At 72.2% G+C, this 16634-nt stretch carries 11 protein-coding genes; 8 read left to right on the forward strand and 3 right to left on the reverse strand.

Translation table 11 applies throughout. The annotated features are described in order from the left end of the window. Positions 1 to 164: 164 nt before the first annotated feature. From IEZ03_RS20970 to IEZ03_RS20985, 4 genes are all read left to right on the forward strand, one after another. Positions 165 to 2204: a hypothetical protein gene (locus tag IEZ03_RS20970; protein WP_229808442.1), complete on the forward strand. Its 2040-nt coding sequence runs from the start codon at positions 165 to 167 to the stop codon at positions 2202 to 2204. A 181-nt stretch (positions 2205 to 2385) separates the two neighbouring features. After that, positions 2386 to 5364 (forward strand): ATP-binding protein, encoded by a 2979-nt coding sequence (locus tag IEZ03_RS38600; protein WP_184880563.1) that lies wholly within the window; start codon positions 2386 to 2388, stop codon positions 5362 to 5364. A 118-nt stretch (positions 5365 to 5482) separates the two neighbouring features. Then, a complete protein-coding gene (locus IEZ03_RS20980; protein WP_506269202.1) occupies positions 5483 to 7351 on the forward strand; it encodes an AbeC-like domain-containing protein in 1869 nt (622 codons plus the stop codon). Positions 7352 to 7367: 16 nt separating this feature from the next. Continuing rightward, complete coding sequence (locus IEZ03_RS20985; protein WP_184880567.1) at positions 7368 to 7721, forward strand: DUF5955 family protein; 354 nt, start codon at positions 7368 to 7370, stop codon at positions 7719 to 7721. 28 nt (positions 7722 to 7749) lie between these two features. On the opposite strand, the gene IEZ03_RS20990 is transcribed toward IEZ03_RS20985, so the two are convergent. After that, positions 7750 to 8607, reverse strand: a complete 858-nt coding sequence (locus IEZ03_RS20990) for a hypothetical protein (RefSeq protein ID WP_184880569.1) — start codon at positions 8605 to 8607, stop codon at positions 7750 to 7752. 140 nt (positions 8608 to 8747) lie between these two features. Beyond that, positions 8748 to 10667 (reverse strand): hypothetical protein, encoded by a 1920-nt coding sequence (locus IEZ03_RS20995; RefSeq protein WP_184880571.1) that lies wholly within the window; start codon positions 10665 to 10667, stop codon positions 8748 to 8750. Between the two features lie 367 nt (positions 10668 to 11034). Between IEZ03_RS20995 and IEZ03_RS21000 the strand changes: the two genes are divergently transcribed. The 3 genes from IEZ03_RS21000 to IEZ03_RS21010 all read left to right on the forward strand — a co-directional run bounded on the left by IEZ03_RS21000 (position 11035) and on the right by IEZ03_RS21010 (position 14508). Beyond that, on the forward strand, positions 11035 to 12285 hold the full coding sequence (locus IEZ03_RS21000) for a Mur ligase family protein (RefSeq protein ID WP_184880573.1): 1251 nt from the start codon (positions 11035 to 11037) through the stop codon (positions 12283 to 12285). After that, positions 12275 to 13000: a type 1 glutamine amidotransferase gene (locus IEZ03_RS21005; RefSeq protein WP_184880575.1), complete on the forward strand. Its 726-nt coding sequence runs from the start codon at positions 12275 to 12277 to the stop codon at positions 12998 to 13000. Before IEZ03_RS21000 ends, IEZ03_RS21005 begins: the two co-directional genes overlap by 11 nt. A 77-nt stretch (positions 13001 to 13077) precedes the next feature. Continuing rightward, positions 13078 to 14508 carry a purple acid phosphatase family protein gene (locus tag IEZ03_RS21010; RefSeq protein ID WP_184880577.1) on the forward strand — a complete coding sequence of 477 codons (1431 nt, stop codon included), beginning with the start codon at positions 13078 to 13080 and terminating at the stop codon, positions 14506 to 14508. A gap of 167 nt (positions 14509 to 14675) precedes the next feature. Here IEZ03_RS21010 and IEZ03_RS38055 read toward each other — a convergent pair whose 3' ends face one another. Next, entirely contained in the window at positions 14676 to 14951 is a 276-nt protein-coding gene (locus IEZ03_RS38055) for a MerR family transcriptional regulator (protein ID WP_229808462.1), read from the reverse strand. A 749-nt stretch (positions 14952 to 15700) separates the two neighbouring features. On the opposite strand from IEZ03_RS38055, the gene IEZ03_RS21020 reads away from it, so the two are divergent. Continuing rightward, positions 15701 to 16585 carry an NmrA family NAD(P)-binding protein gene (locus IEZ03_RS21020; protein WP_184880581.1) on the forward strand — a complete coding sequence of 295 codons (885 nt, stop codon included), beginning with the start codon at positions 15701 to 15703 and terminating at the stop codon, positions 16583 to 16585. The last annotated feature ends 49 nt before the right edge of the window (positions 16586 to 16634 follow it).

Below are 16634 nucleotides of genomic sequence, written 5' to 3' on the forward strand. Positions count from 1 at the left end.
ACCGAATTGGCGGGGTCGACCCGTGATGCGGGGACCTGTTCCGTCGAACGAGGAGCAGGAACGCGGCGAGGTCTTTACCCTGTGCGGTGTAGGACACCAACCCGGCAACCCCCAGGCGTTCCCTTCATTCCCGCGACTCCCAGGGGTCTCTCGACGTGACGGACATGGCGAGCGGGTCCGCGATGGCGCGGCTCACACAGGCCGACCGCGTCTATGTGGGCTGGCGTTACGCGCAGGTGCACCCCGACCCGGGGCCGCCCCCTGACCGCCCGGCGCCGCCCGAACCCGGCCCGGCGGCCCCGCCGGTGCGGCAGCCGGGCGAGCACATGGCGGCACTCCCGCTGCGGATCGTGTTCGGCGGCGCCCTGTGCGGCGTCGTCCTCTTCCTCCTGTGCGCCGTGGCGGGCGTCCTCCCGTGGGCGTTCGCGGGGGTCGCGCTGCTGGCCTGCGCGGTCATCATCGCCATCACCGGCGGGTCGCTGTGGCGGGACGAACGGGCCGTCCGCGAGAGGATCGCCCACCAGCGGGACGCGGAGGAGCGCAGACGCGCGGAGGCCGAACGCAAACGCGACGCGGCCGAGAAGGCGTACGCCAAGGCCAGGACGGAGTGGGAGCGCCGCCAGTCGGCGTACGAGAGCCAGCGGGAGTGGTACCCGGTCGCCGTCCCGCCCGGGGTCGACCGGGTGGACGTCGTCGGCGGCACCCTGGCCGGCTGGTCCGCGGCCGTCACCACCATGGGCGCGGCCCGTCTCGCCGTAGGGGCCCGCCTCACCGTCATCGACCTGTCCGAGGGCGCGGTCGCCCACGACCTCCTGCGCCTGGCCGCCGACCGCGGCGACGACCCCCTCGTCTGGGTGCTCCCCGCCGACCTGCCCCGCCTGGACGTCACCCGCGGCCTCAGCCCGGAAGCCCTGGCCGACGTGCTCTCCCTGGTCGTCAGCGCGGGCGAGGAGGAGGGCGGCACCCGCGACCTCTCCTTCGACAACTCGATCCTGGAAAGACTGATCGAGGTCCTGGGCCCCGAGACGACGATCCCGCGGATCACCGCCGCACTGCGCGTCCTGGCCCAGGTGGGCGACCCCCGCGACGACCTGCGCCGCGGCCTCCTCACCGACGAGCAGGTCGAACGCATCGCCACCCTCTTCGGCCGCGACGCCACGGACCGCATCGTCGTCCGCCGCGCCTGGGCCCTGGAAGCACAGCTCCGCAAACTCGAAAAACTCGCAACCGAACCAGTCCGTCTCCCGCCCTCCCGCCTGCACGTCGTCTCAATGGACCGCCGCGCCGGCGTCCTGACCAACCGCATCCTCGGCACCTACGTGACAACGGCGCTGACCCACCGAATCCGGGAATCCCCACCCGGCGGCCGCTGGGACCACACCCTCTTCCTGTGCGGCTCAGAGAAACTCCGCGGCGACGTACTCGACCGCCTCATAGACGCCTGCGAGGCCACCGGAACCGGCCTCGTCCTGATGTACCGGTCGATTCCCCACCACGTCCGCGAACGCCTGGGCCGCCGCGGCCACGCCGCCGTGGGCTTCATGCGCCTGGGCAACCCGGAGGACGCCCGCGTGGCCGCCGAACACATCGGCGCCGACCAGCCGCTCCTGGTCGCCGAGATCACCGACTCCGCAGGCGAGACCCTCTTCGACGTCGCGGGGGAGACCTACGCCAGCACGGTCGCCTACGCCCGCCCCCGAGGCGACGGCCTGACGGACCCGGTCTGGTCCCCGCTCCCGGCCCCGGCCGCGGACGACTCGGTCCTCGTCGAGGGCATCAGCTCCGCGACCGCCTGGGGCCGCACGGTCAAGGCCCGCCGCCCCCGCGACACCCCGTCCAAGCAACGCTTCCGCGAACTCCTGGTCGAACCCCCGCAACTCCAGGAACTCCCCCCGACCGCCATGGTCTTCACCCACTCGGGCGCCACGGGCCGCCGCACCCTCCTCGTAGACGCCAACCCCGGCATCATCACCCTGCCGACGGCGCACTCGATGGAATTCGAGGAATACCTCCGCGAACAAGAACGCCAAGACCAAGAGCCCCTGGACGAACCGTCCCCGCCCCCAGCGGACGTCCCGGCCCCGCGCCACCCACAACCCTCAAGAGCCCGCCACGCCCTCCCCCGAGGCGCCGGCCAACGCCCACCCCGAATAGTCCCCCCACTAAAACCAAACGGCAGACACAAAGCCGACCCCTCCTCCTAAGGGAATCGGTCATGCCGCCGGGCCGCGCTCTCATGGGGCGGGTTGACGGCGGGCGTTGGCGTGTTGGTGGGGGAGGCGTCAGGATGCTGGGGTGAGTTTGCCGTCTGGGTCGAGGTCGTCCGGGTCGATGCCGCCGCCGTTTCGGGGTGGGGTGCCCCCGGGTGGGGGGCCGCCGCCGGGGATGCGGGGGGTGGTTCCGGAGGCTCGGGGGGCTTCGGGGGACGAGTTCGTGCTTCCTGGGCCCTGGTATCGGATTCAGGCCGTGCCGGCGCCTCGGCGGGAGGCTTCGGCTGAGTGGGACTTTGTGAGTGTGCTGCCTGCGGCTTTGTCGGCGGCTCGGTTGGGGCGGCCGTTCGTCGTCGGGTGGCTGTCCATGGGTGGGGGCGCGCCGCTGCAGCTCATCACCAATGCGGGGCCGGTCGGGGAGCAGGAGGCCGGGGCCGAGTCGCATGGGTTGCTGTTTCCCAGTGGGGCTCGGGGGGTGCCCATTGGGGACGGGTGGTTGCGGCAGGCCGAGCGGATGGCTTGGACGCGGTGTCCCGGGCGGCTCGCTCCGCAGGTCGGCGGGGGCGATGCCGGGCCGGGGCTGTTCGAGGCGACGCTTGTCACGTTGATGGAGCGGCCGTTCGGGTGGTTCGTCGTCGCCGATCCGTGTGATGAGCGGCTGATCGAGACCGAGATGCGGGAGCTGCATCACGAGCTGCGGATGCTGCGGCGGGGCGAGGACGAGCAGGCGCGGCTAGCGGTGGCGCGGGCGGATCAGCGGCTCGCGGAGCTCGATGCGTTCCGGGAGGCGGGGCTCTGGCAGGTCAGGGTCGTGGCCGGGGCGGCGACGCAGGCTGAGTTGGGGCAGATCGCGCCGGTGCTCGTGGGGTCCATGGAGCTCGGGCACCATCCCTACCGGCTGCGGTCCGGGCAGGGGAGCGGGTCGTTCGGGGAGATGCTGCGGCCCGGGACGGCGCCTGTGGTGGCACCCGCCGCGGTGCGGCCGATGGCGGAGTCGGAGCAGCGGTTCCCGTTCGTGGCCACGGCAGGTGCGCTGGCCGCTCTGGCGGGGTTGCCGCGGCGGGAGGTGCCGGGGCTGCGGGTGCTGGACGCCGGGTACTTCGACGTCACGTCCGAGACCGAGGGGGAGGGCGACGCGCAGATCGAGCTGGGCGCGATCCTGGACGGGCAGGACCGGGAGGTCGGACGCCTCACCGTGCCGCGTTCGACCATCAACCGGCACGTGTTCGTGACGGGTTCGACGGGTGCGGGCAAGTCGCAGACCGTCCGGCATCTGCTGGAGCAGCTGACGCGGGCCGGCATCCCGTGGCTGGCGATCGAGCCGGCGAAGTCGGAGTACGCGGCGATGGCGGGGCGCATCCGGGATCTCGGCGGGCCGGTCACGGTGGTGAACCCGTCCGACCCGGGGTCGGTGCCGCTGTCGGTGAATCCGCTGGCGCCCGAGCCGGGCTATCCGGTGCAGGCGCACATCGACATGGTGCGGGCGCTGTTCCAGGCCGCGTTCGACGCCGAGGAGCCGTTCCCGCAGATCATGGCGCAGGCCCTCCAACGGGTTTATGAGAACAATGGCTGGGATGTGGTGACCGGGGCGGGTGTGCCGGGGTCGCTGATCGAGCCCGCGGTGCCCACGCTGGAGCAGCTGCAGAACGCGGCGCTTCAGGTGATCCAGGACGTCGGTTACGGGCGCGAGCTGATGGCCGACGTGCAGGGCTTCGTGGACGTGCGGTTGCGTTCCCTGCGGATCGGCTCGGCGGGGCGGTTCTTCGAGGGCGGCCACCCGGCCGACATCGGCGGGATGCTCCGCGACAACATCGTCCTCGCGATTGAGGACGTCGCAAACGATGAAGACAAGGCGTTCCTCATGGGGACGCTCATCATCCGCATCGTCGAGCACCTGAGGATGCGGGAGCGGCGCCGGGATCGGAGCGATGGGCCCGCGCTACGGCATGTGATCGTCATCGAGGAGGCGCACCGGCTGCTGCGCAACCGCGGTCCGGAGCGGACGAGTTCGCACGCCGTCGAGCTGTTCGCCGGGATGCTCGCCGAGATCCGCGCGTACGGCGAGGGCATCATCGTCGCCGAGCAGATCCCGACCAAGCTCGTCCCCGACGTGATCAAGAACACGGCGCTGAAGGTCGTGCACCGGCTGCCCGCGTACGACGACCGGCACCAGGTCGGCGCGGCGATGAACCTGGACGAGGACCAGTCCCGCGAGGTGGTCTCGCTGCGTCCGGGCGTCGCGGCCGTGTTCGCCGACGGCATGGACCGGCCGCTGCGGGTGCGCGTCCCGCTGGGGGAGGGGCGGGAGGCGGAGCTGCCCGGTCCGCCGCCGCCGGTGGACGGCCGCCGGTCGGCCGCCTGCGGGTGCGAGTGCCGGTCCGGACGGGCCTGCACGCTGTACGAGCTGCGTGAGGCCGATCTCGTCGCCGGCAATCCGGATTGGGCGTGGCTCCGGCTCTGGGCCGACACCCTCGTGCTTTCGCATGTCGTGAACCGTCCGATGCCGGCGGTCCCGTCCGAGCTGGGTCGTGGCTGGGCCCGGCTGACGCCGAGGCTTCGCGAGTGCGCGCTGGCGACCGTCCTGGAGCAGGCCGTGACGCGGCGGTCGCGGTCGTTGCGCACCGCCTACCCCCCGGCCGAGCTCACCGCGGCCGCGGCCGAGGTCGCGGGACGGCTCCTCGGCGGCGAGGCGCCCGGCACGGCCCCCGGCCCGTCGTGGGTCATTCCGCAGGTCAGGTGGCTGCACGAACTCGACCGGCTGTTCCCCTACGGCGACGGCGTCCCCGACAAGCACGCGTCGGCCCCGCCGCTCGACTACCAGCTGCCCGGCCTGAAGCAGCCGCCCGACCCCAAGCTCGGCCACCGGCTGCGGGCCCTGCGCCGCCATCCGCTGTCGATGGAGCTCGAACGCAACCGCCCCATCGCGCTCACCGCCCTCTACGGCGACGACGACCAGGCCGGCTTCTACCAGGACCTCGCCCTCGTCGCCGTCGGATTCGACGATGTGGACGAGCAGGTCGACCACGTCGCCGAGACGATGCTCGTCACCGAGTGGCTGGATCCCGTCCTGAACTGGTTCGAGCGCTTCATCGCGCCGTTCGAGGAACCCTCCAAGGGGCTCCCTTTCCTCGGCCAGACCCGCGACGCCGAGTGACCACCTGATTCATTCGCGTTTCGGTTTTAACTCACGTACTCCTCTATCTCGACGCTAGATTTTGCCCTTCACGGACGTTCGCGCCAGACCGACCTGTGGAGGAACCGGGGCATTGGACGTGCAGACCGGCAGCCCGTCGAACACCGGCCATTTCCGCCACGGGACCATGCGCGAACCCCGCACGGGCCCGATGCAGAACCTCACCCGCTACCTGTCCGCGGCGACGTACCTCGACAAGAAGCTGTGCGACGCCGTCCTCAAGGAGTACGTGTACGAGGCGCACCGCGCGATCGTCCCGTCCCACGGGTACGACCTCGAACCGGTCGTCCGGCACGCCCGGCAGGCCCGCCTGATGCGCATCATCCGCGACGTGGTCCTCGTCGCGATGTGGATCGCGCTGTGGGCCGTGGCGCCGCTGATCGCGCTGCCCTACTTCCTGATCTTCGGCTACGGGACGCTGCTGACCCGCGTCCCCTGGCGGCGGCTGTCCGGGTGGCGGCGGCTGGGCCTCGCCGTGCTCGCGCCGTGGCCGCTGTTCTGGCTCCTCAGCCTTGTCGCCTTCGGGCTCGTCTCGGCCTACCTCATCCCCGTGGGGTTCCTCACGACCGGCGCGACGTACGGCAGCGCGGGACTCGGCGTCGCCCTGCTCCTGACGGTGGTGCTGCCGCTGTCCTTGGGGCTGCCCGCCGTGACGCTGGTGCACCTCCACCTCGTCCTGCGGCGGCTCGGCCGGGACCTCGGGCCCGGCGCCCGCGGACCCGGGCCCGATCCCGGCGGCGGCCGGTTCCACCACGCGCTGGCGCATGTCCGCGCCGCCCAGAACGGCAACATCACCATGTACGCGGGCGACAACCCGTTCATCGGAACCGGGCACCCGCACTCACCGGACGCGCGGGTGTGGTCCATCGTCCTTGAACTGGACAGGAAGGCGTCCGGTCTCCTCGGCACCTCAACCGCGCTCGACAAGCCGGCGGACGCCGCGCCCGTGGATCCCCTCGTGATGTACGAGCGAATCCGCGAGAAGCTTCACGAGATGCGCGACGAGGGGCGAGCCGCGGGCGACGGGCGGCGTCCGCTGCCGCCCAACGAGCGCATCAGCGCCCTCATCACCGAATGGCACGTCACTGCCCGCGGCCGATGCGTGCAGCGCCCGCGCCCGGTGGACGGCCTCACCGCCGCCACCTACTCCGGGCACCCGCTGATCGACCCGTCCGGGCGGGTCCCGTACTCGACGGCGACCCAGGAGGCCATCGAGGCGGCCGTCCGCCACCCGCAGGCCGGCATCCGCTGCTTCCAGCGCGTGTCGATCGGCGCGCAGGGGCAGGCGATCACCACCCCGTCCGGCGGTGTGGTCGCCCCGGCCGAGGACCAGGAGGCCGCGCTGTCCGCCTTCGTCCACCTGGCGGTGGAAGGACGGATGCTGTACGGGCACTTCGCCGCGACCGTGCTGCCGCCCGTCCGCCCCGCCTTCAAGATCGTGGACGAGCTGCCCGCGTGGGACGGCGCGAAGCTGCTCGGCAAGACGATCGTCATGGGCTTCCCGAGCGTGTTCAGCGCCCCGCTGTTCGCGCCCTACCGGCTCGCGTCGGCGCTCTGGCGCATCGTCCGGGAAACGCTCGCGACGGACGTGGGACCCGACCCCGTCACCGACCTCGTCCACGACTACGGGTCCCGGATCAGCGTGCGGGAGCTCGCGGCGGACTTCGATTTCCACGACTACGTCCAGGAGATCGACGTCGACAAGTACGTGAAGCTGATCGAGCGGCGCGTCAACGAGGCGCTGCTCGACTACCTGACCGAATGCGGCGTGGACGTGTCCGCGTACCGCGAGCAGGTCGGCGCCATCCTGAACCAGGGCGTCATCATGACCGGCGGGACCGTCAACGGGCAGGTCGCCGCCGGCGGCCGCGTCGACCAGCGGCAGAGCGGCGGCCGGCCCGGCGGCGGACGGCCGGGCGGCGGTGGATCGGGCGGCATCAACCCATGACCCATGTGGAGGGCACATGACCGGGCACGGTGAGCGGGGCGTCAGCATCGGCGGCAGCGCCAATGTCTCCGGGCAGATCGCCACGGGCGACAACGTCACGCAGAACCAGCAGATCAACGCGGGGCCGGCCCCGGATGTGGCCGAGGCGCTCGCGAACGTCGAGCGGCTGCTGGAGGCGCACGCCGCCGAGCTCGACGAGCCCGGCCGGGCCCGCCGCGACCTCGCCGACATCCGCGAGGAGGCCGAGTCCGGCGACGCCGACCCCGAACGCATGGAAGGCGCTCTGGTGCGCCTCGGCCGGCGCGTCGCCGGCGTGGCGGTCCTGACGGAGGCCGTCCAGCAGCTAGCCGTGACCGCGGGGATCGGCTGAGCGGGCGCCGGCTCGCGGCGGACCTGCGTTAGATGTCGCTTTCGCCGCGGGACGGCAGGCCGGTCTCGCCGGCGATGGGCGACCAGTAGCCCAGGAACTCGCTCTTGGCGCTGCTCGCGCGCTGGTTGACGTCCGCGACCTCGCTCTCGGCCGGGCAGCCGGGCGCGACGTCAAGGTAGCGCTGGTTCGACTCGGTCGACGCCTCCAGCGCGCGGATCAGCGCGGCCTTCATCTCGGGGCCGTTGTCGAGCGCGCTCACGTCGAGGGCGCGGGCCTTCGCCAGCTGGGTCTGGCGCGCGTCGAGGATGCGCTGCATGCCGGACGCGGGGCAGCCCGCGGTCACGACGCCGCCGAGTTCGGAGCGGGTGCCGCCCATCTCCTCCAGGAGGTCGTCCACCTCCTTGGCCTGCCCTTCGACGTCGCCGCCTTCGCCGGTCTCCTCGGTCGTGGGCGCCGGCTCCTGCCCCTGCGCGGACGGGACGCCGCCCGTGGACTGCGCCGGCGAGTCCGATCCGCTCGGCCAGAACACGATCCCGAGGGCCAGCCCGAGCAGCAGCACGGCCCCCGCCGCGGCCAGGAAGTACGGCGCCCGGCTCTTCTTCGGCGGTGCGGGCGGCTGCCAGATCGCGGGCTCCGCCCACGGCTCGGGGGAGAGCTGCGTGAACGTCTCACCCGACGGCGGCATCGGCGTGGTGTATTCGTCGGGCGCCGGGCCGGGCGGCGGCTGGTCGAGCGAAGCCCCCCACTGGGCGGGTGGCTGCTGCGGCGAAGACCACGGCGGCGGCAGCGGCTCACCTGGGTGGCCGGGCATGCCGCCGCCCTGCGGATCAGGGGCCGTGGCGTCGTCCTGGCTGACCGGTGCGCTGCAGCGTGTGCAGCGGGGCAACGCCGGGTTGGTGTCGCTTCCACAGTTCGGACACCGCATGAGGCCCCCTACCCCGTGACGTACAAACGGTGACAAGATACTCCGCCGTCACGGGGCGCGGACGGCCCGGCTTCAGGTCGCAACCGGGTCGTGACCGATCGTCAGACGCGTTTCCAGCTGCGCTGCGGCTGGCCCGTCTTCTTCGCGACGGGGTTCCACAGGACGACGAACTCCTGCTTGGCCGTCGTCGCGCGACGCTCGACCGCGGCGCGTCCCGGGACGTTCGCCGCGGCCGGACGGGGCTTGCCCCGGCAGTTGCGCTGGTTCTGCTGCGCCCACCGCAGCAGGACCTGGTCGACCTGCAGCGACGCGGTCAGGGCCTCGCTGAGCTTCCCGCGCAGCCGCTCGCCGTTCGCGAGCTTGTCGACCTTCAGGTCCCGGGTGCGGGCCAGCTGGTTCTGGCGGCGCTGCGCGACGGTCTCGAACCCCTGGATCGCCTGCGGCAGCGTCTTGCACTTGCCCGCCCGGCCGATCGCACCGGCGAGGACGCGGCGGGTCGCGACGCTGTCGTCCAGGATCTTGTTGACGACCGCGGCCTGCTGCTTGGTCTCCGTCGGGATCGCGTTCTTCTGCGCGACCTGCTTGTTGGACGGCGACGCCGACGCGGAGGAGTTCGCGCTCGCGGACGAGTCGTCCCCGGACGGCCACACGACGAAGACGATGCTGCCCACCGCGATCGTCACCAGCGCGGCGACGGCGGCGAGGAGGGGCTTGCTCGTCCCGCCGCCCGGTCGTCCGCCCTGGTTCGGGGGGACGCCGTACGGGGGGACGCCCGGCCCGGCCTGGCCCATCGGAGCCATGGGCATGCCCTGGCCCGCCGCCATCGGGGGAGCGCCCATCGGTGCGCCCATGGGGGCGCCCATGGGGGCGCCCATCGGCGTGCCCGGGTCCATCCGGGTCTGGTCGAAGCCGCCGCCGAAGCCCATGGGCGGCGGCGGACCGCCCGGGTTCGGCATCCCGGGGCCGGGTGCGAGCTGGGTCGCGCCGGAGTCGGGCATCGCGGGCGGCTGCTGCGGGCCAGGGCCCGGCTGCCGGCCGCCCCACACCTGCGTGGCGTCGGCGTCCTGGGCGTCGGGCTTGCGCGGCTGCGCGAACCACGACTCCGGGACGATCGACTCCTTGGGCGGCGCCTCCGGCTCAAGCCCGAACGGGTTCGGCGGGGGCTCCGCGGATACGGCAGCGGCGGGCGCGCCGCCGAACCCGCCGGACGGGAGGGGGACCTCCGGCTCGTCGTCCTCGTCTGGGTTGAACGTCCAGGCCGCGGTGGACTCGGGGTCGACGGGCGGCAGCGGCGACCCGGGCGGCGTGGGCGTCATCCCGGCCGGCGGGCTCGACGGCTCGGACGGCTCCACGGACAGCCGCAGCGGCGGCCGCGACGACACCGGCGGCTCCGCCGAGAAGGACGGCTGCGAAGGAGACCCGATCGGGGCCTCCGGCACGCCGCCGGCGGGGGTGACGCCTCCGTCACCGGGCATGGGCCCGACGCCTGGGAAGCCCCCGGTCGCGGACATGGCCCCGTTCTCGTAGGCGCTCCCGGACGCCGCCCCGGCTCCGGGCGTCGTCCCGAATCCGGACCCGGAGGGATCGCCGGACATGGCGGTGGCTCCGGACATGAAACCGCCCCCGACCGTGGGCATCGCCCCCGTCCCGGACGGACCTCCCGGCGAGGGCGCGGCCTCGGGCATGTGCCCGGCCCCGGCTCCGGACAGGGCTCCGGCCCCGGGAAGGGGCGGGGTGCCCGGCATGGACGGAGGTTCGGGCGCCGTCTGGGACGGGCCGGCGAAGTCCGGTGCCGCGGACGGCTCGGCCTTCCCGGCCCAGGAGGGTGTGGGGGGCGGCACCATCAGCGTCCGGTCGCCGAGGACGTCGGCGGAGCCGGGCGCGGCGGCGTCCGCCACCGGGGCCGGCAGCGGGGTGCCCGGGCCGACCGGGCCGACCGAGTAGACGTCGATCGGTGCCGCACAGTGCGAACACTTCCCGAGGGTCCCGGGCGTGTCATTGCCGCACGTCGGACACTGCATCGCTCAGACCTCGCCTTATAGCCGCTTGTCCACGCCTGCGCTCGCGTCCGCCGGACCGGGCGGGCCGCACTCCCCCGCAAACCAGCAGGGCTCCCGACAAAAGTAGTGGGTGACGCCGTATTTAGATGCGTGGCTGGCAATCTGGCACACCGCAGTCGGAGGTCGCACCGAATCACGACATGTCAGTACTGGTCAAGATTCGACGCGCCGGTTTACCTGGGCATCTGTGATGCTTATCACACCATGCCGCCTCGTGCGCGCAACATCCGGAACCGCGGGGTGCGCCCCCGCCGGTTGCGCCGTGGGCGACGCGCCGAGCGGCTAGGCTCGGAACGGTTTCCCGGCGCATTAAGAGAAGACGGAGTCCATGAGCGATCTTCCGCTGCGTTCGCAGCTGGCCGTCGCGCTCGGTCGTACGGCCGCCAAGATGTCCCGAATGGCGGGCCGCGGAGACGGCTCGGTGATCGGCGGAAAGGTCGGCCTCCGCCTCGATCCCGAGCTGCTGACCAGGCTCGCCAAGGACCGCAAGCTCGTCCTCGTCAGCGCCACCAACGGCAAGACGACGACGACCCGGCTCATCACGTCGGCGATGACGCCGCTGGGCGAGGTCGCCACCAACGCGTTCGGCGCGAACATGCCCACCGGGCACGTGTCCGCCCTCGCCGCGGCCCCCACGGCCCGGTACGGCGTTCTCGAGTGTGACGAGAAGTACGTTCCGATGGTCCTCGCGGAGACGGGCGCCAACGTCGTCGCGCTGATGAACCTCAGCCGCGACCAGATGGACCGTGCCGCCGAGATCTGGCTGCTGGCCGGCAAGTGGCGCCGCGCCCTGGAGGCGTCGCCGCAGAGCCACGTCATCGCCAACTGCGACGACCCCCTCGTCACCTGGGGCGCGTCCACCGCGAAGAGCGTCACGTGGGTCGCGGCGGGCCAGCACTGGCGCGAGGACTCCTGGTGCTGCCCCGAGTGCGGCGGCCCGCTCGACCGCCAGGACACCGACGAGGACAGCGACTGGCGCTGCCGCCAGTGCCACTTCGCCCGTCCCCGCCCCGAGTGGACGCTGAAGGGCGAGACGGTCACCGGTCCGGACGGCCGGGCGTTCCCGCTCACCGGCCTCTCCCTGCCCGGCCGGGCGAACCGCTCGAACGCCCTGATCGCGCTGGCCGTCGTCGCGCAGTTCGGCGTCCCGCCCGAGCAGGCCCTCCCGCTGCTGTCGCAGGTCACCTCCGTCGCCGGCCGCTACACGACGGTCGAGCACGAGGGGCGGCGGATCCGGCTGCTGCTGTCGAAGAACCCCGCCGGCTGGCTGGAGGCGTTCGACGTCCTGCAGCCGAAGCCGGGCCCCGTCGCCCTGTCGATCAACGCGCAGGGCCCGGACGGCCGGGACACGTCCTGGCTGTGGGACGTCGACTACCGCATCCTCCAGGGCCGCCCCGTGTGGGTCACCGGCGAGCGCCGCATCGACCTGGCCGCGCGCCTGGAGGCCGCCGAGGTGCCGTTCACCATCGTGGACGACATCGACCAGGCGGTCATGGCCGTGCCGCCCGGGCACCTGGACGTGATCGCCAACTACACCGCCTTCCAGAACATCCGAACGAGGTACGGCCGTGTCGTCTAGCCGCAACGCCCCTGACCGGATCAAGATCGTCTGGATCTACCCGGACCTGCTCAGCACCTACGGCGACCAGGGCAACACGATCGTCCTGGAGCGCCGCGCCGCGCTGCGCGGCATCCCGACCGAGACCGTCCACCTGCGTTCGGACGAGCCCGTCCCCGCCGACGGCGACATCTACCTGCTCGGCGGCGGCGAGGACCGCCCGCAGATCCTCGCCGCGCAGCGCCTCGGCAACGACGGCGGCCTCGCGCGGGCCGTGGAGTCGGGCGCCGTGGTGTTCGGGGTGTGCGCGGGCTACCAGATCCTCGGCCGCGAGTTCGGCGGCGAGGAGGGCCAGCCGCTGCCCGGCCTCGGCCTCCTCGACATCCGCTCCGGCCGCGGGGAGCAGCGCGCCGTCGGGGAGATCGTCGGCGATGTCGCGGCGGACCTGAACGTGCCCCGCATCACCGGCTTCGAGAACCACCAGGGCGTCACGCGGCTCGGGCCGAACGCCCTGCCGTTCGCGAAGGTCGTGCACGGCATCGGCAACGGCGACGGCTTCGAGGGCGCCTACAGCGGCCGCGTCCTCGGCACCTACATGCACGGCCCGGCGCTGGTCCGCAACCCCGGCCTCGCCGACCTGCTGCTCCGCTGGGCCACCGGCACCGACCTGCCGCCGCTGGACGACTCGTGGGCGGGCCGGCTGCGCGAGGAGCGCCTCAAGGCCGTCGCGGGCTGACCCGTGACGGCCCTCCGTCCCCGGCGGCCGCCGTTTGGGTCTGGCCGCCGGGCCGCGCCGATGCCACCGTAACGGCCATGATCTGCTGCCGGCCGAGCCGCCGCGACCTCATCCGCTGGAGCGCCGTCGTCGCGAGCGCCTCCCTCGTGCCCGCCCTCGACGGGACGGCCGCCCGCGCGGCCGACGACGTCCGGCCGGTGAACCTGGAGCTGGTCACCGTCACCGAGACGACGGCCGTCCTCACCTGGTACACGGGCGTCCCCGGGACGGACGACGGCCTCGGCCGCATGAAGCCCGCCGCGTCGGACGCCCAGGTCGTCTACGGCACGCACCCGTCCCGCCTGACGCGCTCGGCCCACGGACCCTCGGGAACCCCGTACCACTACGTGGAGCTGACCGATCTGGAACCGGGGCAGACGTATTACTACAAGGCGCTCTCCAGAGGCCGGGCGGCCACCCCCACATTCCTCGCCTTCGGCCAGTCGGCAGGCGCCCCGCAAGGCGACGTGTTCGCTTTCACCACCCCGCAGCCACCCCCGGGACGTCACCTTTTCTCGATCGCCCTGTGCAACGACCTCCATCTCGGCGAAACCGTCGCGGGACTGGTCGGCCAACTCCCCTGGATCAAGGGCATCGAGCAAGTCCCCGGCCACCCGCCCTATCCCGAACTCATGGCGCAGGCCCTGGTAGCCGACGCCAAAGCCAGAGGAGCCCGGTACCTTCTCGCGGCCGGTGACATCACGAGCGAGGCGGCGCCGGTCGACCTCGCGAGCGCGAAGGGCATCCTCGACACGTTCGGCGCGCTGGGCAGCGACTACCTGGTGGCCCGCGGAAACCACGACCGGGCCCATTCGGGGGAGCGCTACGCGTCCTGCACCGCCGGTGAGCACCAGGGAAACGACTGCTACAAGGACGCGTTCTCCTCCTCCGGCGAAACGTACTTCGCCCAGAGCCTCAACGGCTTGCGCGTCATCGGCCTGGACACCTACGACAAGCCCGGCAACGGCGGCGACGCCGGCGGACTCTCCCCGGCCCAGGAAGCCTGGTTCCAAGCCGAACTCAAGAAAGACCCGGACCGCCCCACCCTGGTCTTCGGCCACCACCCCCTCTTCGTGGAGAACGACCCACTGGCCGTGACCGGCACACGCTCAATGGACGCGGCCCAATCCCTGAGAATCCTCACGGCCTACAACCGGACCCCCGGCGTCTTCCTCCACCATGCGGGCCACACCCACCGGAACCAGCGCTCTGTCTTCCCCCTCGCACCCCGACTCGTCCAGCAGGAGGTCGGCGCGGTCAAGGAATACCCGGGCGGTTTCACCCTCCTCCGCGTCCACTCCGGCGGCTACGCCCTGAACTTCTACAAGACGCGCAGCGACGAGGCCCGAGCCTGGAGCGAACGCAGCCGCCAGGAACTAGCCGGCCAATGGCCCCAACTATCCCTCGGCAACCGCCCCACCGACCGAAACTCAACAACCCCAAGAGACCTCACCGGCCTAACCCCCTGACCTAACCCCCGCCCCGCGGTGCTCACGGCCGATCGGACGATGGACGAGGTCATCCCGAGGTGTCGGCGGGCCGCGGCTGACCGGCTCGGCTATGCCGGGCGGTTTCACATTGGAGCGTGCGCGAAGTGGCCTCCGGGCTTGCCCGGGGGCCACTCGTCCGGCGTGGGTTACTTCGGTGGGGTTTTGGGGGTGTTGGTCCTTCGGAGTTCGGCGTTGATGCGTTGGGCCTCGGCCAGTTGGTCTTCGAGGATGATGATGCGGCAGGCCGCGTCCAGGGCGGTGCCCTGGTCGACCAGGTCGCGGGCGCGCTGGGCCAGGCGGAGCTGGTAGCGCGAGTAGCGGCGGTGCCCGCCGGACGAGCGCTGCGGGACGATCAGCCGCGCCGTGTCCAGGCTGCGCAGGAACGCCGGGGTGACGCCCAGCATCTCCGCGGCCCGGCCCATGCTGTAGGCGGGGTAGTCCTCGTCCTCGAACTTGTCCTCAAGCCCGTCGTCGGGGCCGTCCTGGGGCTCGCGCCGATGCTGGTCGTCGGTGTGAATCGACTGGGTTCCGTTCACAAAACCTTCCGTACTGCCACGGAAGCCGACGACAGGGGCCCCGGCGCCTGACTGCGGCGCCGGGGCCCAGAGGGACAACACCATCTACCCGGCCGTCCGGCCGGTACTTCTCGTCTTCCGCCCGGACGGGCGGGGACAGCTGGGATCGCGGATGCGTGACCGCAGATCTTTCTACTGCGGTACCCGCGCGGCGTGACTGGAGCCTGCGACGGGCGATCCCGATGGCGCCGATCTCTCCTTTCCTCGACTTCCCTACTGATCCTGCTACTTCTGTTCTGCTACCTCCGGTGGCCCGTTGGCCGCCGGGTGGCGGACCGGCTGCCGGAGCCCCTTCCACTGCGTTGGCCCCGGCACGCCCGGTCCGCGTCTTCCATCTGCTCGGGCAGTTCGTCCTCTGCCACGACTTACAGACTCTTCTTTCTTCGATGAAAGGAACACTACCCGGCCTCGGCGCGAAAAGCTACCTCGATCACTACAGATTTTCGTAGATCACATCCCATGCTTCGCCAAGAGGGCGTTGACCAGCCATGACGCGTCCCGCTGCGACCTAGGTCACAGTCCAACGCGGCCAGGATCTGGCCGCGTTCGTTCGTAGCGTGCCGGGGCAACGACACAGACGTCAGGAGGGAATCGAGATGACCATCGTCGTCACCACCCCGACCGGGAACGTCGGGTCGCGTGTGGTCCGGTTGCTGCTGCAGGCCGGCGTCCGGCCGCGGGTACTGGCCCGCGACCCGGCGCGACTGGACGCGGCGACCCGCGAGCTCGTCGACGCCCGGCGCGGAGACCTGACCGACGCCGCGTTCGTCCGCGAGGCGGTGTCCGGCGCGCGGACGGTCTTCTGGGTCGACCCGACCCCGCACACGGCCGAGAACCCGGTCGAGACCTCCGAGAGGACGGCGTCCGGCGTGATCGACGCCGCGCGGACGGGCGACGTCCAGCGGGTCGTGCTGCTCAGCAGCGTCGGCGCCGAGAAGCGCGGGGGAGCGGGCCACATCGACGGGCTGGCCCGCATCGAGGAGCGGCTGGACGCGACCGGGGCCGACACGCTCCACCTGCGCTGCGGCTACTTCTTCACCAACCTGCTGATGGACCTGGACGGGCTGGCCGAGGGCGTACTGACCACGTCGGCCCGCCCCGACGCGCCCCTGCCGTGGGTCGATCCGCGCGACATCGGTGACGTCGTCGCCGCGCGCCTGCTGAACGAGGAGTGGAAGGGCCGCAACGTGCAGGCCGTCCACGGTCCGGAAGACCTCACCTACCAGGGCATCGCGGACGTCCTCACCGAGACGCTGGGCCGGCCGATCCGGCTCCAGACGATCGGCGACGACGATGTCCGCGCCGCACTGACCTCGGCGGGCCTGGCCCCTATCGCGGTGGAAGGCATCGTAGGCATGACCGCTGGAACAAGGGACCTGGTCCCAGAACAGCCACGCGACCTACTGACCACTACCCCCACCACCCTCGCAGCCTGGTCCCACACCCACCTACGCCCCCTGCTCCCCAACCGGACGCCCTGAACCGCCGCGACGACGACCACGCTGCCGTAACCGGCGGGGCAGCCCCCGC

It is taken from the genome of Actinomadura livida (assembly GCF_014648675.1).
Lineage (GTDB): Bacteria > Actinomycetota > Actinomycetes > Streptosporangiales > Streptosporangiaceae > Spirillospora > Spirillospora livida.

Bases quoted from the DNA above. Each gene is read 5' to 3' on its own strand.
- IEZ03_RS38055 (WP_229808462.1), bottom strand. From the start codon at position 14,951: ATGGGCCGGGCCGCGGAGATGCTGGGCGTCACCCCGGCGTTCCTGCGC.
- IEZ03_RS21010 (WP_184880577.1), top strand. From the start codon at position 13,078: ATGATCTGCTGCCGGCCGAGCCGCCGCGACCTCATCCGCTGGAGCGCC.
- IEZ03_RS38600 (WP_184880563.1), top strand. From the start codon at position 2,386: ATGCGGGGGGTGGTTCCGGAGGCTCGGGGGGCTTCGGGGGACGAGTTC.
- IEZ03_RS21000 (WP_184880573.1), top strand. From the start codon at position 11,035: ATGAGCGATCTTCCGCTGCGTTCGCAGCTGGCCGTCGCGCTCGGTCGT.
- IEZ03_RS20970 (WP_229808442.1), top strand. From the start codon at position 165: ATGGCGAGCGGGTCCGCGATGGCGCGGCTCACACAGGCCGACCGCGTC.
- IEZ03_RS20985 (WP_184880567.1), top strand. From the start codon at position 7,368: ATGACCGGGCACGGTGAGCGGGGCGTCAGCATCGGCGGCAGCGCCAAT.
- IEZ03_RS21020 (WP_184880581.1), top strand. From the start codon at position 15,701: ATGACCATCGTCGTCACCACCCCGACCGGGAACGTCGGGTCGCGTGTG.
- IEZ03_RS20995 (WP_184880571.1), bottom strand. From the start codon at position 10,667: ATGCAGTGTCCGACGTGCGGCAATGACACGCCCGGGACCCTCGGGAAG.